General features: G+C 45.4%; 23 protein-coding genes. 13 read left to right on the plus strand and 10 right to left on the minus strand.

What is annotated here, in order from left to right; genetic code table 11:
- The first annotated feature begins 124 nt into the window (after positions 1–124).
- The 8 genes from R7P69_RS18275 to R7P69_RS18310 all read left to right on the plus strand — a co-directional run bounded on the left by R7P69_RS18275 (position 125) and on the right by R7P69_RS18310 (position 9,131).
- Positions 125–448 carry a hypothetical protein gene (locus R7P69_RS18275; protein ID WP_017634052.1) on the plus strand — a complete coding sequence of 108 codons (324 nt, stop codon included), beginning with the start codon at positions 125–127 and terminating at the stop codon, positions 446–448.
- A complete protein-coding gene (locus tag R7P69_RS18280; protein WP_155396207.1) occupies positions 445–858 on the plus strand; it encodes a hypothetical protein in 414 nt (137 codons plus the stop codon). Before R7P69_RS18275 ends, R7P69_RS18280 begins: the two co-directional genes overlap by 4 nt.
- Positions 851–1,477, plus strand: a complete 627-nt coding sequence (locus tag R7P69_RS18285; protein WP_017634054.1) for a hypothetical protein — start codon at positions 851–853, stop codon at positions 1,475–1,477. The genes R7P69_RS18280 and R7P69_RS18285 overlap by 8 nt, the downstream gene beginning before the upstream one ends.
- On the plus strand, positions 1,474–6,267 hold the full coding sequence (locus tag R7P69_RS18290; RefSeq protein WP_213916459.1) for a hypothetical protein: 4,794 nt from the start codon (positions 1,474–1,476) through the stop codon (positions 6,265–6,267). The genes R7P69_RS18285 and R7P69_RS18290 overlap by 4 nt, the downstream gene beginning before the upstream one ends.
- A 68-nt stretch (positions 6,268–6,335) precedes the next feature.
- Complete coding sequence (locus R7P69_RS18295) at positions 6,336–7,019, plus strand: hypothetical protein (RefSeq protein ID WP_033905424.1); 684 nt, start codon at positions 6,336–6,338, stop codon at positions 7,017–7,019.
- 90 nt (positions 7,020–7,109) lie between these two features.
- Positions 7,110–7,232, plus strand: coding sequence for a hypothetical protein (locus tag R7P69_RS18300; RefSeq protein ID WP_017634057.1), 123 nt, complete (start codon positions 7,110–7,112; stop codon positions 7,230–7,232).
- 28 nt (positions 7,233–7,260) lie between these two features.
- On the plus strand, positions 7,261–8,706 hold the full coding sequence (locus R7P69_RS18305; protein ID WP_158157520.1) for a hypothetical protein: 1,446 nt from the start codon (positions 7,261–7,263) through the stop codon (positions 8,704–8,706).
- A gap of 92 nt (positions 8,707–8,798) precedes the next feature.
- Positions 8,799–9,131: a hypothetical protein gene (locus tag R7P69_RS18310; RefSeq protein WP_053307340.1), complete on the plus strand. Its 333-nt coding sequence runs from the start codon at positions 8,799–8,801 to the stop codon at positions 9,129–9,131.
- A gap of 21 nt (positions 9,132–9,152) precedes the next feature.
- On the opposite strand, the gene R7P69_RS18315 is transcribed toward R7P69_RS18310, so the two are convergent.
- The 5 genes from R7P69_RS18315 to tnpA form a co-directional block, all read right to left on the minus strand.
- Positions 9,153–10,070 (minus strand): ParB/RepB/Spo0J family partition protein, encoded by a 918-nt coding sequence (locus R7P69_RS18315; protein ID WP_053307339.1) that lies wholly within the window; start codon positions 10,068–10,070, stop codon positions 9,153–9,155.
- The gene (locus R7P69_RS18320; RefSeq protein WP_017634061.1) at positions 10,067–10,840 is read right to left on the minus strand and encodes a ParA family protein; all 774 of its coding nucleotides are present in this window, start codon (positions 10,838–10,840) and stop codon (positions 10,067–10,069) included. The genes R7P69_RS18315 and R7P69_RS18320 overlap by 4 nt, the downstream gene beginning before the upstream one ends.
- A 3-nt stretch (positions 10,841–10,843) precedes the next feature.
- Positions 10,844–11,083, minus strand: a complete 240-nt coding sequence (locus R7P69_RS18325) for a hypothetical protein (protein ID WP_017634062.1) — start codon at positions 11,081–11,083, stop codon at positions 10,844–10,846.
- Positions 11,084–11,537: 454 nt separating this feature from the next.
- Entirely contained in the window at positions 11,538–11,738 is a 201-nt protein-coding gene (locus R7P69_RS18330) for a hypothetical protein (protein ID WP_053307338.1), read from the minus strand.
- 123 nt (positions 11,739–11,861) lie between these two features.
- Positions 11,862–12,338 carry an IS200/IS605 family transposase gene (gene tnpA, locus R7P69_RS18335; protein WP_371131119.1) on the minus strand — a complete coding sequence of 159 codons (477 nt, stop codon included), beginning with the start codon at positions 12,336–12,338 and terminating at the stop codon, positions 11,862–11,864.
- Between tnpA and R7P69_RS18340 the strand changes: the two genes are divergently transcribed.
- Positions 12,337–13,515, plus strand: coding sequence for an RNA-guided endonuclease InsQ/TnpB family protein (locus R7P69_RS18340; RefSeq protein ID WP_033905390.1), 1,179 nt, complete (start codon positions 12,337–12,339; stop codon positions 13,513–13,515). The two genes, tnpA and R7P69_RS18340, sit on opposite strands and share 2 nt — an antisense overlap.
- Positions 13,516–13,597: 82 nt before the next feature.
- On the opposite strand, the gene R7P69_RS18345 is transcribed toward R7P69_RS18340, so the two are convergent.
- The 4 genes from R7P69_RS18345 to R7P69_RS18360 form a co-directional block, all read right to left on the minus strand.
- Positions 13,598–13,768 (minus strand): hypothetical protein, encoded by a 171-nt coding sequence (locus R7P69_RS18345; RefSeq protein WP_155484615.1) that lies wholly within the window; start codon positions 13,766–13,768, stop codon positions 13,598–13,600.
- Positions 13,769–13,806: 38 nt separating this feature from the next.
- Entirely contained in the window at positions 13,807–15,024 is a 1,218-nt protein-coding gene (locus tag R7P69_RS18350) for a hypothetical protein (protein WP_158157518.1), read from the minus strand.
- Between the two features lie 126 nt (positions 15,025–15,150).
- Positions 15,151–15,477 (minus strand): hypothetical protein, encoded by a 327-nt coding sequence (locus tag R7P69_RS18355; RefSeq protein ID WP_053307336.1) that lies wholly within the window; start codon positions 15,475–15,477, stop codon positions 15,151–15,153.
- Positions 15,478–15,543: 66 nt separating this feature from the next.
- Positions 15,544–15,891, minus strand: coding sequence for a hypothetical protein (locus R7P69_RS18360; protein ID WP_225466627.1), 348 nt, complete (start codon positions 15,889–15,891; stop codon positions 15,544–15,546).
- A 381-nt stretch (positions 15,892–16,272) separates the two neighbouring features.
- Between R7P69_RS18360 and R7P69_RS18365 the strand changes: the two genes are divergently transcribed.
- Positions 16,273–17,946: a portal protein gene (locus tag R7P69_RS18365; protein WP_054579114.1), complete on the plus strand. Its 1,674-nt coding sequence runs from the start codon at positions 16,273–16,275 to the stop codon at positions 17,944–17,946.
- Positions 17,947–17,959: 13 nt separating this feature from the next.
- Positions 17,960–18,913, plus strand: coding sequence for a hypothetical protein (locus R7P69_RS18370; RefSeq protein WP_017634066.1), 954 nt, complete (start codon positions 17,960–17,962; stop codon positions 18,911–18,913).
- Positions 18,914–19,004: 91 nt separating this feature from the next.
- On the opposite strand, the gene R7P69_RS18375 is transcribed toward R7P69_RS18370, so the two are convergent.
- The gene (locus tag R7P69_RS18375) at positions 19,005–19,361 is read right to left on the minus strand and encodes a hypothetical protein (RefSeq protein WP_155486349.1); all 357 of its coding nucleotides are present in this window, start codon (positions 19,359–19,361) and stop codon (positions 19,005–19,007) included.
- 546 nt (positions 19,362–19,907) lie between these two features.
- Here R7P69_RS18375 and R7P69_RS18380 point away from each other — a divergent pair.
- Together R7P69_RS18380 and R7P69_RS18385 are read left to right on the plus strand one after the other, a co-directional pair.
- Positions 19,908–20,825: a hypothetical protein gene (locus R7P69_RS18380; RefSeq protein WP_225466626.1), complete on the plus strand. Its 918-nt coding sequence runs from the start codon at positions 19,908–19,910 to the stop codon at positions 20,823–20,825.
- A gap of 89 nt (positions 20,826–20,914) precedes the next feature.
- Positions 20,915–21,991 (plus strand): replication initiation protein, encoded by a 1,077-nt coding sequence (locus R7P69_RS18385; RefSeq protein WP_225466625.1) that lies wholly within the window; start codon positions 20,915–20,917, stop codon positions 21,989–21,991.
- Positions 21,992–23,174 lie beyond the last annotated feature (1,183 nt).

Genomic DNA, 23,174 nt, shown 5'->3' on the forward strand with positions numbered 1-23,174 from the left:
ATCTAACTTTTTTCCGCAAAACAGCCCTATTTGATACCCATTCAAAAGTAAGTAACGCCCGTCTATTGAGCAAAAGCCACCATTCCGAATACACTCGCTAGGTGATATACAAAAGGGGGATTTAATGCCAGTGTCAGTTGTTGGTGAGAGCTTTGCGATTAGCGTACTGGCTCTATCTGTCCTCAGTGGTGTTGGGTCATATCTCCAAGGCATACGCGAGCAACGTCTAGCTGGTGGATTCCTTGATTTTTTAACCGAGCTAACGCTGGCGTTGGTGGTCGGTTTGATAGTCGCTTACTTGTGTGAAAGCGAGGGTGTGGAGGCTGGTTATACCAGCGCGCTTGTCCTCATTGCGTCGAACAACGGAGCAGACTCGATCAACTTTATCCGCAAGCTGGCTAGCCAAATGTTAGCGAGATTTTTTAATACCGGAGGTCAAGGCAAATGATGGAATTTGCAGTAATTGGCCTAGCCATTGCTGACCGATTTTTGCTTAAACGAAACGCAGTAAAAATACTGCATGCAAACCAGATGGACGATCCCGATGTGATTCGATTCGTTCTTGGTTATCAATCTCAGCGAGCCATAACGAGTGGGACTTTAACCTATTCGTTGCGCAGTAAAAAACGACCAAAAACCGTCATTACTCGCACACGTAAGCTCGACTTTTCACACGCCGGACATAACAGCGAATACCTGACGTTCGATCGCAAGTTACTCGAACTCGAAGCGGGGGAAAAGCTGCATGGCGAGTGGATTCTGGACGTTAAGATTGAGCGCTCCTGTTCCCTAATCAATCCGCTGTACAAAATCTTTCCTACCTGTACGACATATTCAGAGGAATTTGAAATTGCGTAACAACAGTAAGTTTGCACTAGACCAGTCACATAACTATGTGGTGGTCGATTTTGACAACGTGACCGAACGCGGCCTTAAGAGTCTGATCACTGCGTTAAAACAAGCTGGTGCGACTGTTACAGACGTAGAAGCCTCGAACAAGAGAACGAGACGAGACGGCGAGACAGTTAAACGCGCCAAGTTATTCTTTGATAATGGCCAGTCAATGACGCTGTTTATTGGTGATGAGGGTGATATTTTCCAAATGACACTCAACAGCACTAAACAGCCTATCCCTAGCGTGAAGAACGAGCGCGAGCTTGCGCGTGAAATGGTTCGCCTAATGAAGCGCAACCAAAGCAAGTTTGACAAGCAAGTTGCACGTAAAGCGGCTAAAGCCGTTAAAGACACCTCAGACATTCAACCAGCTACACGTTCTGTTGCTAAGCGACTTGAAGAAGCCAAAGCGGCTGAACAAGTCGCTCAGTCCAATTACACCAATGCCCTAGCCGCTCGGGATAGCGTTCGCACTAAGTTGGAAGAAGAACAACGCCGCATAGCAGATCTCGAAACTGCATTAGAGCAAGAGAAGCAAGAAACCAAAGAACTTGAAGCACAATTAGAGGCGGCAAAGTCATGATGTTTACCAGTCAAAATCAAATCAAGATTGTGGATCGCATCGACCATCTGGCCAAGAAACTCACGCCGGAGCAGATTGAAGCGGTGCTGCAAGGTAAAAACGCCGATCAAATCCTAGAAGCATTGTCACTTGAGGATTTGGAGAACACCTACTTGTATCAGTGCAAACCTGTGCCACAAATGATGCTAGAGGCGTTCAAATCGAAAGCCTCAAGGCTTGAATTTCGTGCTCAGCAATTCGGTAAGCACTTGGAGCGTAAAACCCCTACTTTATCGGTAGAAGCCGTTGAAGTAGGCAAACCGCGCAAGTCTGGTGCGGTTGCTGTCCAAATGGTGAAAATCCCGTTTTCAGATGGCCAGAGCATTTCTATTGCGTTCCATGCGCCGGATAACGATCCGCTAAAAATCAATCCAGATGACACGTTAATCGCGTTCCGCTTTCTAATGAACTCGCGCGATATTACTCACGTAGTCGCGCCAAAGGGCAACATGGATTTATCCCTTAAGGAAGTGACCAACAAGCTAGCGCAGTTGCTTGAAAACAACAGCGAGAAATTTGTCGCTGCTAAGGCCAAGAAAGACGCTGACAAGAAAGCATTGGAAGAAGCGCAACAAAAGGCACAAGAACTTGATGAACAAGCTGCGCAACTAGGCGAAGAAGCTACCGACTTGGAACAAAAGCTCGATGAGCTGGCCAAGAAAGAGAAGCGCTTGGAAACTCAGATTGCTACGCAGAACGAAATCCAAGAAGAACTACGAAAACAGCTTGCTGCTATCAAGCCAGCAGCAAATACAGCAACGAAAAATGTAAACGCTGGTGGTAGTTCGTCTCAAGTGATCGAGCAATGGGACGCTTCATGGACTAAGCAAGAGAAACGCGACTTCATCATTAACCGTGCTTTCAATGGCGATCTTGATGCCTTTGTTAAGCAGCTAAGCCAAGAGTTTAAAGACTCATTAGAGTTTGCAGGTGCAGCAAATCAAAACGTTCCTAGCACTTATTCAGAGTCGTACATCAATGATGTGATTTATGACCTCGATAAAGGTGCTATGACGGTATCAGAGCTTGCCGAGGCTAAAGAATACATCCGTGATTCAATTGAAAACGATTTTCCTCAGTTGTCAGACGAAGAACGGGAACGAAAAGCAAATATCGAGCGCAAAGAATGGCTATTGGCTCTTATTGGTCGCAAGACCATTGCTAAGGGCTGGAAGATGGATAAAGGCGAAGATAGCGAGCCGTTTGTCTACTTCGAATCGCCTGACGCGAACGACGATGATAGCTTTGGCCAGTACATGATCCACGCGCGCGATAACCAAACCTTGGCTGTCACTTACGGCGAGGGTTCACCGCTTGCTGGTGGCGACGATCTACAAGGTTGGGAAGCTGCTAAATCACTTATTCTGGCTGACTACGATCGCGAATCTAAGTTGCTTCAAGATACCGATGACAGCAACGAAGAACCACAACCAATTGAGAACGACGAGCCAAACGCGAACGACCAAGACAAAGACGAAACCACGGATAACCTATTCTGGTATGGCCTACGTCTACGCCCTTATGGCTTGGGTACGACGCCGCCACAACATCAAGTGGTTAAGTACCTCGATCCAGAATCGGCGAAAGAGCAATTCGCTGACGCTGGTAATGGCATTCGCCACGGTGCGATCGCTTATGACCAAAAACTGCCACCAGAATTAGTAAGTAACTTTGACCTAGAGCCGCTATTTGGCATGGTTGAGGGCGACCTAGAAGAAGCGGAGCGCATCGCAACCGAAGCGCTAGACCAATGGGTTGAGGACAAAGGCGTTGATGAAATTCCTCAGTCTACGCTCGATACCCTAAAACAAGTGGGCTTCAAAGCAGCGTTCGCTAAGCAGCTACGCCAGCAACCAGAAATGAAGAACCGCAAGGAAAATCCAAACGCGTACAAGCTATGGAGCGCATCGATTGACCTTGTGACGCCGGACATGATTCAAGAGATTGCCGAAGACCTAATGCTGGTTCAAAGCGATGCTGAATTACAGCGCCAAGCAGAACACACGCAAGGCCGCATGCGCTTCCAAGAAGCAGCTCTATCCCAACTTAAGGATATGCAGTCAGTAAACCCAAGCGATCGCAAACGTCTTGTTATGCTAGCTGACCTAACGCTAGGTACTGGTAAAACACTAAAACGTGGCGAGAAAGTGGATGACCAAGCTAAGCGTATTTCAGAACAAGCGCACCTAGTGGAATCACTACAAGGTGAAACCCTAGCGTCACTGGAAGCGCAATTTAAGAACCGCAAAGAGATCACTGATTTCCTAACGGCTCATCGCATTCCATTTAACCGCCGTGCGAAACGCGCTGACCTACTGCAAGCTATCTTGAACTACCGTGACGGATTCTTTAGTGCAACGGCGAAAATGTTCGACCTACGCGCGCTACGTGGCGACCTATACGAGAAGTTTGAGAACGGCGAAGCGTTAGCACTGGATGACGTAGAAAAAGCGTTTAGCGCGACTACGGTTTACCATGAGGGAGACGTAGCTTACACCAAGGCAAAAGGTGAAACCGTCATTCCAGCAATGGCAGACCAAGGCGAGGACTACCAAAAAGTTGAGCGCTTCATTAAGGCGATTGATGACGGTATCTACCCTGACCTATCCGAACTAAGTTCAGATGAGCTCTTTGCTCAGCACTATGCAATGGCAAGTGTTACCAACCAAGACATCCTGGCAATTCATGGTTTTAGATACTTGGATAACGATGAGCAGATCGACAATGACCAGATGGCGCGCGCTATCCATAACTCGGTCATGCCATTGTGGTACACAAAAGCTATCGAAGCGGAATACGAAAGCCGTGGCTTCCCTAGCCTTGCTGCGTTGCCTGACTTGAACCATAAAGGTCAATTCAAGGCGACACGCGAGAAACGCTACGCACCAGTTGGCACTATTGGCCAATCTGATTTTAGCGTTATCGATACGTACACAGGCAAGGTGCTAGAAACTGGCCTAGAGGGCGCAGCAGCGCAGCAAAACGCGACTCAACTAAACGACCAAGCAGTGAAAGAAAGCACTATTGCAATCTTTAACATGTTTAAGGACGGCAAAACGCTTGAGCAAATTGCAGAGACGGAATACAGCGCACCACTAGAGCCTGTCAGTCCGGCCATGTTCACCACAATCAACGGCTTTGAATCATTGTATTCAACGTTAGCCATTAACGGCTCGGGTTCGCTTCACTCGCGCCCAACACTACGCGAGAACGCCGACAAGCTACTGGCTAAGGTGGACGCTGACGGCAAGATTAACGATATTGCGCTAACCGAAGAACAAGAGAACCAAATGGAAAATACATTTGGCTACAGTTTCTTCTCTGCGAAGTCGAACAAGGGTAAAGAGCTACGCTTTATCGCTAACACCAATTCTCGCAGCTACCTAACGGTTGACGGTGCTAACAAACTGCTTGAGCTATTGGGTGCTAAGAACGCCGTAGAATCTGACACAGCAGATGAAGTGAGCAAGGGTGCATCCGAGGAAGAAAAACAACTTCTCGCACTAGACCCAACTCAATATTCATTTGGCTCAATCTATGAGAGCGAGGGCATTCGAGATACGGGTGAAATCGCTAAGCGAATCCGCGCCTTTATCGCTCAGCTTAAGAAAGCTGGCAAGATCAGTAATGACGTTAAAATCTCAGTACGCAAGCCTCGCTACGGCACACTAGACCTAACGCTGACTGACTTGCCAAGAAACGTCATGCTCTACAATCCAGCTTACCTACAGTTCGAGATTGATAACCCTAACTCGCCAGCGCCACACGGTATGAGCCGTTATACCGAAGCAGTAGATCAGCTGATCGAGTTCGTTAACGCTTATGTAGGCCAATACGACTACAACAACAGCGACACGATGACCGATTACCACGATCGCAATTTCTTTGGTGGCCGCCTAACCGTGGACTTTGATTTTGGTAAAGAGCGCAAAGTGGTAGAGCTCGCGTCTCTAACTGAAATGCACCAGCAAGGCGAACAGGCAGAGGATGACGTATTAGACGTTACCTCATTCCGTGAAAGCCTAGATGAAGAAGAAGCGAAAGCGCTTGAGCAGCTAGAAGCCTTTACCAACCTAGAGCTAAAACTTGGTAAGCAGGAAGTGACTTTCCCAACAGGCCGAGTGAAGTCGATTAATGCGAAAGATGAGGACGGACTCACTTACAGCCTAGACGTTCTATTCGACATTCTAGCGACCGACTTAAGCGAAAAAGCGAAAGCTCAACTTGAGACGATTAAGGACTGGCAATCTGTGGATACCTACTACAACGAAAAAGGCGCATTGGTACAACCAAGTGTTGCGGCAGGTATCCACTCAGTAAATGGCTCAGTGCCAGCGAACGTGTACGCTCCGCTAATCGCCCGTTCATGGTTAAATGAAAGCCACGCTGACATTTATCCGATCGCTAAAGATGGCGAGTACAAGTTCGCGCTATACCAAGGCAACGACTTGATCGGTGAATTTGACGATACAGCGGAAATGGAAGCGCTATTAGTGAAAGCGTTCAATCTAAGTAGTGAGGCGCCTCAATCTGAAACAGAGGGCAATAACGAAGAAATGGAACATGTAGAGAAACTAAAGGAAATCCGAGATTTCACTGGTGAACCTACGCCGGAATTGGTTGATGAGTTCCAAACCGCACTAGAACAGGCTTACGCCCACTTCGAAGCTAACGACCAAATAGCAGAGAACGAAGCGTTGATGGATGCCGCTCTAAGCAACATCACAAGCATGATCCAAGCGCAAATTTAATCACAACCAAGGCCGCCACTTCGGCGGCCTAAACCGGAGAGAATCAAGTGTTAAGCTTAAGAGAAAAAATGACGCTCAACCGCGATGCTGCGGGTTTGTTGAAAGAGCTTAAGAGTGGCCAGCTATCGATTGGTGAACGCATCAAAAAGAACCGTGAGCTGGTGGAAATTCTTAATAAACTGACAGGCGCTAACCAAAAGGTTGAGCAGGAACCGGTATCAAGTTCGGATGAGCCAATATCGGTAGAAGAATTTTCCAAGTTAGGCCGCTCCGATAAGATTGAAAAGCTCAATGAAGTGCTACTTCTGCCTAACTGGTACGAATACGAAATGGCGTTTTTCCCTAACTACCAAATGGTTGAAAAGGGGGATAACTACGTTGTTTACAAGGATGGCGAAAACTTCCAGTTTGGCTACAAGGGGCATGTTGCGCGCGGTTTGGACTACTGGAAAAACGATGCGGGCTCAGCCAAGAAAAATGGTGGTTTTGGTAGCTGGTCGCGCGCTGACCGTAGCAAGGCTATCAAGATCATCACTAAGCACATTGAGCAGAATGAGCGCGACAATGGCGAACGTCCAGTTGAACAAAGCGAACTGGTTGCGAGATTCCTTGCAGGGGAGTTTAATACAGCCAAGCCATCGTTGTTTGTTGATGTAATGCGAGACGTTCACTCAGAGGGCTTGGAGCTAGATAGCATCAAGCAAAAAGCGATTGAATGGTTCGAGCACAATCCTGACAAACTGGCCGCTTAAGTTTTCGCATGCGAGAACTTTTTGCATGGAGCGCGAAAGACACGGATGTTTTCGCATGCGAAAACTTTTCAGAGAACTTGAGAAAAAACGATGAATGTTTTCACTAAAATCCGAGCAGACTATTACTACAAGCAATCTTTAAACCTTGCACTAGCAGCCAGCGAACGTCATAACTACGCCAAGGCGCTTTTCGCATTGCTTAAGAGCCTTTAATCCTTTTCCCTGTCCCAAAAGTTTTCGCATGCGAAAACTCGCCAATCCAACCGGAGCGGTCAAATTGAACCAACTCACATCAATTAGCGCCGAAATCAAAGAGGCGAAAAACATCAATGACCTAGCCGAGATTGTTCAACTGTACGCAACAGACAATCCAAAACCCAAGCTAGGTCGCACCAGCTACGTTGTGACAGCAAAAGGCGACGAAGTAGAAACAGGCTTTAAAGTCGTGGAAGCCAGCGACCTTATTCCATCGAACGACTTAGACGGTCGAATCAATCCGAACTTCCCGCAAGAACTGCAACCGCGCGACCGTACTCGCGTATCCTCAAAATTGCAGATCTCAAAGATGGCCAACGATTTGCGTCCACAACAATTAACCGATTCTGGACTATCTAGCCACGGCGCACCGATTGTTGGCTCGGATAATGTGGTGGAGTCGGGGAACGGTCGAACCATAGCTATCATCAAGGCGTATCGAGAGGGCAAGGCTGATAAGTACCGCCAGTTCCTAATCGACAATGCGGAGCGCTTCGACCTATCACCGGAGAAAGTTGAGAGCATGCGCGAGCCAGTGTTGGTTCGAGAACGTGTCACCAAAGTTAACCGTGCTAAGTTTGCCCGAGATTCCAACCTCTCTGACTTGCAACAAATGAGCGCAGCCGAGACAGCTTGGGTTGACGCAGAGCGCATCGATGACCGCATGATTGCTCTATTCCAACCGAGCGAAACAGGCAACCTTTTGGCCAAGTCTAACCAAGGATTTATAAACAGTTTCTTAACTGAAATTGGGGATAACTCAACCGCCGGACTACTTACCGAAGATGGCCGACCAACCAAGCAACTGATTGAGCGCATGCAAAATGCCGTGTTTGCCAAGGCGTACAAAAACGAGAAGTTGGTGAAGCTGGTAGCCGAGGAAGCCGATCCCGAAATTCGCAACATTTTGAGCGCGCTAAACGGCGCAGCAAGCGCGTTTGTTGAGATGCAATACCTTAGCGGAGAGGTGCATAAAAACACGTCTGGAACGCTGGCAGAAGCCGTGGAAATTAACGCCTCACAACCTGACCTCGCTAAGTCAGCACTTGACTCACTGGTGCAAGCAACCGAGCTAGTAAGGCAGGCCAAAGATTCCGGTCAGCACATCGATGAGCTATTGGCTCAGTCCGGTTTGTTTGGCGACAACGATCCCGAGGCCGAAGCGCTGGCGAGATTCATTGCTGCTAACAACCGAAGCGCAAAACGCATGACACTGGCATTTAAGGCAATGGCCGAGGCAATCAATAGTGAGCTGCTTCACCAAGGCCAAGCGCTCGGGGATATGTTTGGCGGCGGCGGTGCATCGCTTATTGATATTCTTGGGCGTGTAAATCAAGAGCTAGAAAACGAGGGGGTACAAACAGGCTTTATGTTCGAGTCTAGTGTGCAACTGGACGAACTTGCAAACGCTTCGAGGCATGCTATAAAATAGTTCTTGGCATATATTGCCTATACAACCTTTATAGACACAAAAACGCCAGATTTAATTGTCAAATCTGGCGTTTTTGCATTTGGGAGTAGGGGATGTTTACTATCAGGCATCGTTATCACTACGGGCTAATCGACATAAACGAAGACGGCGTTGCCGATGGCCATTCAGTCGCAGGGAATGAGATCCCCGCTTTAAGGAAAGATGGCGAGTATATCTACAGACCATTTAAAGGGGCGCTAGATAATATCTATCTACTGCATATCCAAAAGGTAAAGCTGGTGAATATCGTCGCTTATTGCGATGACGAACTAGGGCTATTTGGCTGGCAAGACGTGCCGCTCGATCACTATGTGGTTGGTGTCTACCGTGACGGCGGGTATTACGTCCTAACGAAAAACGGGCGGCTAATTAGCCACCCGCTTTAAAAGTTTTCGCATGCGAGAACTTTACACACGATACCCAACTAATTGAGCTTCACCAACTGGCACTTGCTCAAGTTCGCCATCATCAAACAGTACCGTTAGCTTGTCGCTATGCTTACCAGATGCGAACACCAAACCATGACGGTCATTAACCATCACACAAATGCTGGTAGGCTTTTGGTTTGCCGTAGGCTTTTTGCTTACTGGTGTCTTATCGGTCTTTTCTGCTTTCTCTGGTTTGCTAGGTTGAGGTGCAACTTCCACCTTGCTATCTAGCTCGCCAGTGCGCAGTTTTACACAATCTTGGCGTGTTAGCTTCTCGCCGCTTTCCAGTGCTTCACGAACTCGCTCAGAGTTATCGATGGTTGCTTTGCGTAGTTCGTTGATGGACTCAACATCACCAATAATCCCTTTTTTGAATGCTTCCAAAACAAAGTCAGGGGCTTTAAGCACATTTAGGTATTTTGAAATGTAGCCGTCTGATTTGCCAAGGCGCTTAGCTAAGCCACGGTTATCCAGATTGTGCTTTTTCTTAGCTTGGTCAAACGCCTTACCTAATTCGATTGCCGTTAAATCTTCTCGCTGGATGTTTTCAATGAGCTGGCCAAAAATATCGCCCTTTTCACGGATAATACATTCAACGTGAGTCAGCTTGTCGCTCAACATAGTGGCGCGCCAACGGCGTTCACCCTCTTGGATTTTGTATCCCTTGCCATCGAACGGGTAAACAACGACAGGTTGAATTTGGCCGTTTTCTTCTAGGCTTTCGCATAACTCAAGTAGTGATTCATCGTTAAATTCTTCACGAACTTGCTCAACTGAATACAAAGAGTCTTTAGGGATAGCCAACACTTTCGCTGCATCGCGGATTTCTACCTCTGATTCATCCAAGAGATTATCTAGGTCGCTAAGCTTGATTCGATCTCTTAAACTTTTGGTCATGCTGTCACCTCTACCATGCGCTTGCAAAGTTCCTCACAAACCGCTGTAAAGCCGAATTTCTCAGCCGCTTTAGGGTTGGTTTCAATCAGTGCTTTGCCTTGGTTTAGAGCTTCACTTACGCGCGTTGTTTTAATCAGTTTGTTTTCAAAAACTAGGTTGCCGTACTCTTTACGAAGTTCCGCTTCCTGTTCGCGCTGGTCGTTTGTAATGTTGGCTTCGATAAGGTTTAGGACAATGCCTAATACTTCCAAGTCAGGGTTCATTCGACGGATTTGGCGCGAGGTCTTAACCAGCTCATTAACGCCTTTGATCGACATTTTTTGTGCTTGGCTAATGATAAGTAGCTTACTGGCCACAAGTAGCGCTGCATGCTGTAGCGCGTTCGCCGCTGGTGGACAGTCGATAAAGATATAGTCGTAGTCGTCTTTGATAAGGTCGATAGACTCAGCCACGTTTAAGATTTGTGATTGAGTAATGTTACCCATGCGCTTATCGCCGCCAATAACGTGTACGTTTTCGCTGACTTCGAAAGGTTTAGCCTTTACTGGATTTTCAAAAAGGTTGTAAGCGTTGTGTAGGCAACTCGCAGATGTGTACTCTGGATTCTCGACCATTTCCGGTGCGATTGAGCCGCCTAAGTTGTTTTGTGGGTCAAAGTCCAGGAATAGACATTTGTTGCCTTGGCTAGCGATGCTAATGCCAAAGTTGTAAGTACAAGTTGTTTTACCAACGCCGCCTTTTTGATTGGCAATCGCCATGATAATGCTCATTAATTAATTTCCTTTGCTGGTGGAATTTGTTTGCTGTTTTGGTTTGCTCAGTGCTACCTCAAGATCCTCGATATAGCACTGAACTACGTAATCAGTTGTACCGCCGCCGTGCATTGCTTTGTAAATAGCAGTGTGGCAAGGGCTTACACCCTTAACGCCATCAATGAGCTGCTTGGCTTTTCTGGTACTTCCTGCCTTTTGGACTAATTGATTTAATCTTTCGCATCGTTCCTTGGATGCCATATCAATGCCTCTCGATTGTTGTCACTGGCAACAGGCACACACTATACGTTGCCAGTAGCAACAGTACAAGAAAAAAAGTAACAAACAGAACTGATTGCACAAGTTTTCGCATGCGAGAACATCAGATAAATTGTGAGATTGATTCCATGTGTTTTCGCATGCGAAAACTTTTTGACAATTCTATTACTTAACTGGGTTACAAAGAGCAGCGTCAACAGGCATAAGAAGGAAAAGCACCTAGTTGCATAATTCATTGTTTTTAATAAAAAAATATTGAAAAACCTGTTGAATATGAAAACTATTTCACATAAATTAAATTACAGATAGGCGGCAACAAAACTATTAGGGGTAGGATTGATTGCATCAAAGCTTATCTGTTCAACGTGCAATCCCCGCCATTTGTTCAGTGGCGGGGTTTATTTTTTCTATCTCAAAAGTTTTCGCATGCGAAAACTTAATGCATCGATTTGCTGTTAACACTCCACGCTTCGAGATTTACGTCCTCGATAGAATATTCAAATTCTTCATCATCGACGTAGTAGGTATGTAGGTTTGCTTGCCAGTAGCCTTTATCAACTTGCTCTTGCTGGTACGCCCACGCAGCACACAACAAAATCGCAGGGTCTTCGAAATTGAAGTGTTGCTCTGTGATCACTTCTGAATCGCTGCCAGGTCATAACCATGCTTGGCCATGAGCGATTTAACCGCCCACCTTTAATGGCTAGGGTGCTCCCTGCGAAAGAGCAGGGAGGGGAATAGCCAAAGGTGCGATAGCGCCTTAATGCGGTCTATCCTGTTGCTCGATGTACTGACGAATAACAGTTAGTGGCGCACCTCCACATGTTCCAGCAAAGTAAGACCGACTCCAAAGCACATTCTTACCAAACGCTCCTGCTACATCATTAAATTCCCTGCGAATCCTGCGTGAACTGGTTGCTTTTAACGAGTTCACCAATTTTGCAACGCTAGGTGTATTCGGAGATGTTGATATTAGCAAATGAACATGGTCAGGCTCTCCGTTAAATTCCTTTAGCTCCGCATCAAAGCCCAAACAAAGCTCCCTGAAAGTCGCCTCAAGACTTTGTAGATGCAAATCTCCAAACACTTTCTTTCTGTATTTTGTCACGAAAACGATATGTAAATGCAGTGAATAACAACTATGCCTGCCCTTATTAAAATTATCGCACACTGATATTGTCTTTTGTATGTAAGTTGATAATATAAATACATTATCAAGATTCACACTGATTGTCATGTTAATACGCAAAGCATACAAATTTCGGTTAGAGCCTACCGCTACCCAAGCGGCTAGACTTGCTGTGCTTTGCGGTCATGCTCGATTTGTGTGGAATCAAGGCTTGCGCCACTGCTTAAACAAGTTGGACTCTGGCGAGAAGATCCCGAACTACGCTGAACTGTGTAAGCAACTCACGCAATGGAAGAAAGAAGACGATCTTGCTTGGCTCAAAGAGGCATACACTGACAATCTACAGCAAAAGCTCAAAGACCTTCATACGGCTTGGATGCGATGCTTCGACAAGTCATTAGCTGCTGATAAGCCTAGATTTAAAAATAAAGGCAAAAACCAAGATTCAGTGCGCTTTGTTAACTTCAACAAATACTGCGAACTAGATGGTAAGCGTGTAAAGCTACCGAGCAAGCTTGGCTGGCTGAAGTTTCGCAAATCACAAGAAGTACAAGGCAACATTAAGAACTGTACTGTTAGTTTTAAGTCTGGTCACTGGTATATCTCGTTCCAAGTTGAGCAAGAAATTGATGAACCTAAGCATACCTCTAGCTCTGCCGTTGGTATTGATATGGGTGTTGCCAAGTTAGTCACATTGTCAGACGGCTCATATCTAAAACCGCTTAACGCATTCCGTAAGCATGAAAAGCGCTTAGCTGTCGAACAGCGCAAGCTATCAAGAAAGGTTAAGTTTTCTGCTAACTGGCAGAAACAGAAAGCCAAAATTCAAAAGCTACACACTCTCATTGCGAATTGTCGCAAGGACTACTTACATAAAGCCTCACATCAAATCAGCAAGAACCACGCGATGATAGTGATTGAGGACTTACGTGTATCAAACATGTCTAAGTCAGCAAAAGGCAATGCAGAAAAGCACGGTAAAAACGTGAAAGCTAAGTCAGGGCTGAACAAATCAATACTTGATCAGGGTTGGTATGAGTTCAGAAGACAACTAGAGTACAAGCAATTATGGAATGGTGGTTTAGTTGTCGCTGTGCCAGCGCAATACACAAGCCAAACCTGCCCTTGTTGCAGTCATGCATCGAAAGATAACCGTAAAACTCAATCTCATTTTGAGTGTATTAAGTGTGGTTACACCAACAATGCAGATATTGTTGGCGCATTAAATATTTTAGAGCGGGGACACCGCTTGTTAGCCTGTGGAGAGTCGGCGTTAGCCGCTTGATGAATCAGGAACTTGCACCTAAAGCAATTTAGCGTGCGCCCATGTAATGGGAATCCCTTAGCGAATCAGCTAGGGGAGGATGTCAACAATAAGCGCCATAGTGACGGTACATGAGCGGATTGGCTTTAAGTGTTTTGTAAATGCCATCTACTTGAGCTTGGATAAATGCTTCTTTGCTTTGCGCTGTTTCTAGCGCCTCATCGAGTAAGGGCTGTAGATCTTCAACGGTAGGCAATTTCATTTGGGTAATCATTGTTGTCTCCAAAAAGTTTTCGCATGCGAAAATTTGAGTTAGGCAGCTTCGGCCATTGTGTTGTGAATGGTTAATAGCGATTTCGCTAGCAATTCCAAATCCGCTTTCGCAGAGATAAACCACCAGCCGCCATTAAATTCACTGCTTGCGTTTGATGCGAAGTCAGCGCCGTACTCGGCCTTAGCTTCCTTGTCACCAGCGAACATCACTTTAAGCGAACCTTTAAGGCCATTGTTGTCCATCAAACCAATGCGCTCGTATGGCTCTACAACAATCTCTTTTCGGTTGCGACCGCGCTTAGGCTTCCAGCTAATTGGTGAAGTCACCATTTTAACGTCGATGCCAATGCCTGACATTAGTTCGCTAAACTTCTCGATGCTCTCTACGTTAATGGCAGAGATATTATCGATTTTCACTCTCTGCGTTTCGGTCACTTTAACCTCGGCCTTTTCCGGCTTATTCGCATTTAGGTACTTCTCGATAAATTCCTCACGCTGTGCGCTGCGGTAAGTGAATAGCGAACCATACGCACCTTTCATGCGATTCAATGACCAGTCATCCGAGAAGATTAGGCCATCACCGGATAGGAACTCACGTTCGCCAATAGCGTGTAGGTCGGCACATACCTTAAGCATGGTTTCTTGTGAGTTTTCGCCGTAAATCGCATCGACCTTTTTCAGTAGGTGAGTATCGGTCGTTGGTTTGTATTGCGTCATCCAGTACGCGATCTGTGATAGACGTTTCGCACGGTCAGGGTCGTTAGCCACCAGCTTAGTGAAGTCAGCGAAGAGCTTATCTTCCAGCTCTGTGCGGTATTCGCTAGAGCGTTCGGTCAGAATATCGGTGTAACGAGTGAACTCACGAGCCGATAGGCGGCGCGCTTCGTGTGCGTTGGTGTAACCTGTCCATTTCAAATTGCTTAGATGGTTATCTAGCTCTTTAAGGAAAGTGATAGACGTTTTGTAAGTCGTCTCTGCTTTCAGTAGCGCTTCTTGATAAAGCTCAGGGTGTTTTTCCTCGAATGCTTTGATCTCAAGTGTCACCAGTTCAACAACTGCCTGTTCGCTCACTTGGTTGCCGTTTTCCATCGCCTGTTTGTCCCAATCGCTACCGATAAAGAAACTTAGAATGTCGTGTTCCAACATCACGCGACCTTTATCTTCCAATTGCTTGGTTACTTGGTCGAGTAGGGCTTTCACGATCGCTTTATGGCTCGTATCTGGATAAATCAGCTTTTGGTCTGGTTCAACATCCAATCCCACGGCGTAGAGAATGAGCCGTCAGCATTTCGCACCAAACAACGGCGGCTGTTACCGTAGGCTTTCATTTTCTTTTCTGCGACCAGTTCAAAGAACATCTCACGGTCAAACGTATGAGCGACTTCACTTAGTGGTACACCTTTGGAGCGCTTTTGCTTCTAGCGCTGCTCTATCCTGATTCACTGGCGCAATTTCAATGATGCGCTCAACAGGTAGATCGACATAGTTGCGTGACGCTGGTTCGCCGTCCATTTCAGTAATGAATCCGTCCACCGTGCCAGATTTACGGTCGAAGTTGGTGATCATGATTGTTGCTTTTGAATCGTACTCGGCGCTCCAAGAACGGCTCTTAACTTCGGCTTTGTAGGTGTAGCCATTACGCACAATCACGCCATTGCGAACAATGTACAACTCTGGATGAGTTAGGAAGTCAGGGTAATCCTTTAACACACCGTCATTGCTGGTTTCAATTTCTTGATGGTATCGCTCGCTTTGTCGCGGTTTTTGATCGCTGCTTCAAAGGTTTTGATTTGGCTTTCTAGGGCAAACAGTCTGCCTTTGGTGCGTTGGTAGTTTTTGTGCTGCCAACTGCCGCGCTTCTCGCCCTCTGCACGTAGGCGATCTTCTTCCACCGATGCCGCCAAAACCTGTGTAGTCGCGCAGAGCTGCTTTATCTTCGGGTGAAACGTTGGAGTAGTCGCCGTTGTACTTGGCGAGAATATCTTTGGCTAGTTGGTTAGCCTTAAGGCGCTGGTGGCCTTTTGGAGTGTCGCTAATATCGACAGCGAGCAAGGCTTCAAACTGGCGTACCAGTTCATCGATTGTTGTCGCCTGTTCAATACTGCGGGTTAAATCAGTGTTCATTGAACGTGCCTTTTATTCTTTGGATAAAAGCCAAAAAAAAAGTCGAGCTTTCGCCCGACTTTTTCCTTTCCTATTCCCCATCCCAAAAAAACGCCACTATCAATATCAATTTAAGTTAATGAATAATCTAAAATATCTAAGGAAGTAGATTTTTAGGGACAAAAGAATTATTCCGAACACGGCCATTATCATCAAGAATAAAAATTAGTGTTTTTGGTGAGTAACCAAGATTCAAAGGCAAGCAATTGAACTTTGACTAAAAAAAATTAACGCATAGAAAATCAATGATTTATTAGCGTATTGGTCACATTGACGCGATGCGCTATCATCCAAGATCATCCCCATCCCTGTAAAAAGCGCCTCAAATTACCGAGGTCGCACATGTCGCAAAATAAGGCATCAATTGGGCTAGCGGCAGCTTTAAAACAAGCGTTCCCTTTCTTTAACGAGAATGACGATAAAGAGAGTGGGATAAGTTTTGAATCTGGCGCTGGATACACGGGATCGCCATTCCACGATCGCGAACACCAATTAGATGAAAGCAACGGCGCTCTGACCAATGACGGTCGAAAAAGCTCAGACCGCTTTTTTCTGCACAAGCTGCCGAAAGATCGCTTCATGCTATATCCGATACTCAAGGAAATGGCCGAGGACAGCACGATTGATGCCGCGCTCAATCTGCACCTTGGTCACGCTCTTTCGGTATCAAACGACAATGGCATGGCTGTGTATCTTCATCCAACCGATGAGAAGTACGCCGAGTACGTAGGCCGTCTTAACCGAGAGCTGCTAACTCCAATCAACGAAAACCTAATGAACTGGACGTATTCAACGCTGGTTTATGGGGTTAACTATGTTCGCCCATACACGAAAGAGGGCGTGGGTATTACTCACTTTGAGGCCAACTACTACACGTTGCCAAACCAAATTCGTGAGTACGAACGTTCGGGCGAGCTAGCGGGATTTACTGCGGAATATCTACAAACCCGAGCGAACGGCGAACTGGTACGCCTTGCCGAACCTTGGGCGCTTATCCCACTAAAAATGCCAATCTGGCGGCCAGATATGGATATACCGCCAGTTAACTACACTGGCCAGCGCTACTCACTTTATGACGATGCGTATTCACGCATGCCAATCGAGACGCAGAACTACGGCACATCCATTCTTCTTACCTGTTTTGAGGCTTGGTCGATGCTTCGCCAGTCCATTGCAGCGCTCGGCGCAAGTCGTGTGAATGCTTCACTTATCGATCGCATGGTAGCGGTAAACACTGACGGCTTAGATGCGGCCGGAGCTGCGGAATACATCAACATGGTCGCTGACCAGATGAAGCAAGACCGTCAAGAGGTGGTAGACCGTTCCCGCAAGCTAGGTTTCATTCCAACCGTCATCAACACGCTATTGCCCTTTATGGGCGGCGCTAAAGGTGGCTTGCAGATCGATACCTTTACCACTGACCCGAATATCTCCCACATCGAAGACATTATGTTTCACCTTAAACGCTTAGCCGGAACGCTTGGCGTAGACCCATCCATGCTTGGGTTTGGTGATCTTCTTTCTGGTGGACTAGGCGAGGGCGGCTTCTTCCGCACATCGATTCAATCTGCACTACGCGCCAACCAAATCCGCGCAGCCGTGGTGGCGTTCGTTAAGCGCGCTATCGATATTCACACCATCTACCGAGACGGCAAGGTGTGGAACGATAACGATATGCCATTCGAGATCCGCTTTAACTCTCTCAATACCGCTATTGAGCAAGAGAAAGCCGATGCAATGGAATCTCAAGCGAACTACGCAACCATGCTGGCCACCGTGCTTGACCTTATCGAGCAATCCCCAATCGGCAAATCCGAAAAACTCAAAAATCACCTTTACACGTCTGTTATTGGCCTCGATTCCGAGCTGGCCAAGGAAGTCATTTCCGAGCTGGCCGCTCAAGTCTCTAAAAACGACAAAATGATGGAATCCATTGGCATGACTGACCAAAGCGAAGCGGAACGATTCGTTAGAGACGTAGTTCTCGACCTACTAACCGAAATCCAAAGCCATTAATGGAGAAAAGAAAGTGACAGCAAAAGCACTTAAACAAGTATCCGACCGTTTCAGCCTATTCAATGACGGTCGCAAGCTTAGCGCCAACAAGCGCAATTACATCATCAAAGCCGTTCAAGCGATGCTCAACAGCCCACGAACTCAAGAGCTATTACGACTCGGTGAAGCGTATGGTTACTATGGCCATCAATCCCGCCAGCGAGCGAATAAGCTCTCAATCGGTGAGACTGAGGTGATCATGATTAATGGTCGTCCGGTTGTGGTAGAAAACGTGCCATCTAACCGCACAATCTCTATCACCTGTTCAGATGACGGTATTGTTGAACACACTCAAGAGTTTTTAGATACCGACACAGGCCGTATTGCTTTAGGTTTGCACAATAGCCGTGCTGGTGGTTGGAGCTGGGCGACTGGTGGCCAAGATACACGCGAGGCATCGATCACGACTTCATATCACGGTATGGACTACGTATTGCAGCCGAACTATATCAGCCTAGACCATCCGGCCATGATGATGGAAAGTGCGAACAGCGAGCAAATGATCCTCGAATCGCTACAGGAACAAGGTTTTGATGAGGAATCCGCGCGTAATATCTACGCGAACATGACTCAACAGACTAATGTTGAGCTTGTCGGTGATCTTACTAACCAGCTTATGTACCTAGAAAGCGTGAACGCAGAGTTGCGTGAAAAGGTAGAGCAAAACGCTAAGGCAACCTCGATGCTGCTTGATGTTGTGGACTCTTTACCTATCTATGTGACCGATGCGCAGCGCAAAGCGATCGCCAACATGGCCAGCAAGGAAGATCATCAAGTGGTGCGAGCTATGTTTGAGTCGCTAGGTTCCCGAAAAATGGCGACTTTACCGACAAATAGCTACGTTCCAGTAGAGCAAAAAGTGAGTGTTGCGCCTCAAATTAAACAGCAGTTCGTCAACTTCGGATCTTCGGCACGAAAATTCCAATAAGTTGATCAATTAAAAAGCGCCACCAGCGATTAGTAATTAAGTACAAAAAACACTCAATAAAATCGAAAATACTGGTGGCCAATTCGGAATTTTATAAATCACTAGGCGCGACAGGACGAAAATAGAGTTTATCTTTCTTGAAGTGCGTTGGTCGCCAGTCCCAACCAGCGATAGATACGCTATCTCGCGCGCCAGTAATATACGACACTGAGCGCAACACATTGACACCCTTATCAAAGTTAATCGCCTTATCGGCCTTTAGAACGAGTCTACCGTCTTTTTGGCTATGCAAACCAAAGGTGCAACCTGAGATTGTTACTAACAAATCCAACGGTAGCGCTGGGGCGTTCTTTTTCGGGAACTGTCGGCGCTTAAATTGTTGTTTTAATTGGTTAACTTGAGTTTCTAATTGCTGTTCAGCACTTGGTGGAGGAGTAAATTTCATCACAGAGTTATCCACAAAATTCGATGTGTTCGGAATATTAACACGTCCAAAAGGAGTTTAAATAGATAAAATTTTTGGTAAACTCTAGCGCCAGATGGTAACGCACCTTGTTCGGAATCTCTTTGATACAGAGACTTGTTTGATCAACCATTTACGATCAATAATAGGGGAGTTTTTCTGTAATTAGATCATGGCGATACCGTGATAGAGAGAAAGTGATTCGATTTCGGGCAACAGAAAATAAAAAAGCCCGCTTTGGCGAGCGGGCTTTCTTACTGAAATCGAGCTTTAAGCGGCTAACTTAAAGCGTCACGACAAACGAACTTAAGGAAAGTCATTATGCCGTAATGAATTAGACCGAAGCCTAATCAGGCGAGACATTTAGTTGGCGACTAATGCCTCAAATGGTTAGTAATTAGTTTAACAGTTTAGATTGAGCATCAATCTCAGCGAATGTTAACACAAATTACACCACACCAAAGCAGGTGTAAGTATAACGTTCAAAGAGATCGGTGGCAAATTTTTACGCCTTTTTTTTGAGCAAATTTTATGCAAAACACACCGCTTTTACTGCATCCTTGCTACTGGAAGTCAGGATTCAGAACCCAAGCCTCCAATATCAAAGCCAATAAACCGTCGGCACAACGTAAACTTGCTTGCCTACTAGAAACTATCTCAAGCCATATTCTTAAGCATGGCCATACCTGCTTTGCATCAACTACTCGATTGGTACAGGTCTACAACGAGAACTGCGATCGCTATGGTTGTCGTCCAACCACTTTTGACACTCTCAAAAAACAACTGAAAACAGCAGAAGACTTGAACTTAATTGTCCGAGAACAGAAGCCAAACAATGCAACAGGTCAGAATCTACGTCACATCACTCTATGCGTAGACGCCATCCAAGAAATGTTCGCTGGCGCATACAAATACGCGCTACAAGCTGCACAAAAGCGTTTTAATAGACAAAAACGGCACTCAGGGGGGGCTTCTGTGGAAAAAACTCTTGAGGCCAGTGCTGACAAGGCTTGCGAGCAATCAGACAAAAACAAAAATGGCACTATAAATACAAAAGATCTCTCTACAGAGAGTAAAAATAAAATTAATAACGGTATCCCGTCTGATTCTTGGTTTTTTAAGATCTTCAAACGTGACGCTGACGAAGTAAAACAACTTCAACTAGCAGCTAAGCAAGGCCGCCTATCAGCTAGTGGAGCTCGTCGTGTTATCAAGCTGTACAACAAGCACCAACAGCCTTTAGCGCCTAAGTTCTTGTCATACCTTAAGTTTGTGATTGCTAGCTGGCACAACAAGGCTGCAAGCGCCGTGAAAGCTAGCGTGAACAAGGTTCGTGATACAGCCACCATGTTAGCAGAGTACATGAACACCATTTCCGAGAAAGAGTCTCAAGGCTTAGTTGAATACTATCGTGACGCAGTCGGGCGAGTACAAGTCAGGTATCTGTAATCACTGCTTGATGTGAGTATTTCTATACATGCGTGACCTAAAATGTGTCATAATTACCTAAATCTTGTTATTTATGGATGTGCATTTGCATGAGTGATGAAGAATATTTCTACCCTGAGGTAAGCGATAACCTCCCGAAACATATCAAAAAAGGCCATCAACTGGTCTTTAGTCGTCAAGATCTATCCGCTAGGGAAGCAGATATGTTTGCGTTGATGATTGCACATATGAAACCAAGTGATTGGGAGCAGAAAACACCACACTATGAGTTTACTTCACATCAATTATCAGAGTGGTTAGGTGTTGAGTCTAAACATATCGGTAGCAACTTAAGTCCAGTAGCGAACCGCCTAGCTAGTCGAAAAATCGGGATAAAGGTGGAAACCCCGAAAGGTGATATTGAATTCGACTATAGACCTCTTTTTAAACATATAGCTTATAAACACGGCATACTTACGATGGTTCCTAACGATATGCTCAAATCAGAGTATATTGAATATAATCAAGGATTTGCTCTGATTAATACTCGCAATTTCTTTGAGGTAAAGAAGGAGTATTCTAAGCGCTTGTACGAACTGCTTAGTCGCTTCAAAGACAAGGGCTTTGAAATGCATGCGCAAAAGCTTAGTGAACTGAAAGGAATATTTGGGCTTTTGGACGAATCAGGGAAGCTGAAAAAAGATAAAAGTTCCTTCAAAAACAACAGCGTATTTATGAAACGTTGTATCAGGGAAAGCATTAAAGAACTTTCTGAACACCCTCAGATTAGCAAAGAGCTTCTATTTTTAGAAAGCAGCCAAGGTGATAAGGGTTTTGAGGTTGTAAAGAAAGGTAGAACCATTACTGGAATCAAGTTTCTCTTCCGGTGGGTTAAACTAGGTTCAATTGATGAACTAAATCAACACGATGCTCTTAAGACAATTCGACAACTTGAATTGAAAAGGCTTCAAAACCAAGTCAGACTCACCGAGTCTGAACTAGAATCACTTGCCATCGCGTACCGCTATGTGGGTAAAGAAGACCACGCTCTTAAAGTTGAAGCTAGCTTGTCAAAGCGACACTCAGAAAAAGAGCAACAAAATCATGATGATGGAATGCATGAATTAGAGTCGTTAATGGAAAAGATAGATACCCTTTCAGAACTAACCGATACACACGATTACTGATAGCTAACAAGTTTTAGGTCATGGGCTCGATAGATGACATTTTCTAGGTTGAAATGAGCTATGTGACACATTTTAGGTATATGGGAGGGAATTCGACGTGATCATTGACTCGAAAGTAGAAAAAACCGGACAAGACTCCTATACAACCATCTCACACACCTAAAATATGTCATTTAAGAACAGAAACACCTAAAACCTGTTATCCAATCACCTGATATATGATCACTTTCACCTAGATTATGTAGCACTAAAGCCTATAAGAAGATCACAAACACCTAATAAATGATCAATTAAACCTAGATCTTGTTACTTAAAGACCTAAAAAAAGATCTTTAAGCGAGTTAAACCGCATTAAAATCAATACGTTACGATTCCTATAGATCTTATAGTTCTATAGTTTCCATAGATTGATATAGTTAAATATAGATCTTTATAGCGTATGTGGATAACTGGAAAATCAAAGATTTACACAGTTTCCCACATACACAACAAGTTTTTGTTGTTTAGATGAGTTAATGATCCTAGCTATAGACAACGGCATGCTACAACGAATAGCGGCCGCATTTGTGTGAGTTCTTGACAAAAACACGAATTGACAGGAAATATTAATTATTGGATAGTTGTAAGTGTGCTCTAGAAGCAACAATGTACTTCTAGAGCAGCAGCGTTGGTTAACCGAATAGTGCTTGCACTATAACGGCGACGAGATTGATTATCGCTATAATCAGTTCAATTAAATTTACCATTTGTTCCCCTGATAAGGCTCATGGTGAAAGACAACGCACAAGGGTTTTTGATGGTGGCCGCCATCGTTTACCCGCATACACGAAGTGAAGCTTTCTAGCTGCTTCGAGCTTGGTTGGTGATTACATAATTACCTCCTAATTAATTAAAGGTTGGGTTCTTCGAATCCAGCCTTTTTTTATATTCTTCACACAATCAAGGTTATTAGGGAACGTTTTGTTCCAAGTCTTGCAGTGCCGAGTATTCCAGACTTTTTGCTAATTTTGCAAACGCCCAAACGAGTTGGTTATCTCTTTCAGGTTAAGGCGTATGAAAACTCCCAAGTCCTTATGTCCCATTGTGATCAGATAATTCCCCTTTCATAAAGAAACGCTTTGAAAAATATTCATTTCTCTACATGAATCGGGATATGAGCAAGATTTTTATCCAATAATTCATG

Origin of the sequence: Vibrio sp. 661, assembly GCF_033339315.1 — a bacterium.
In the GTDB taxonomy this organism is placed as follows: Bacteria; Pseudomonadota; Gammaproteobacteria; order Enterobacterales; family Vibrionaceae; genus Vibrio; species Vibrio alginolyticus.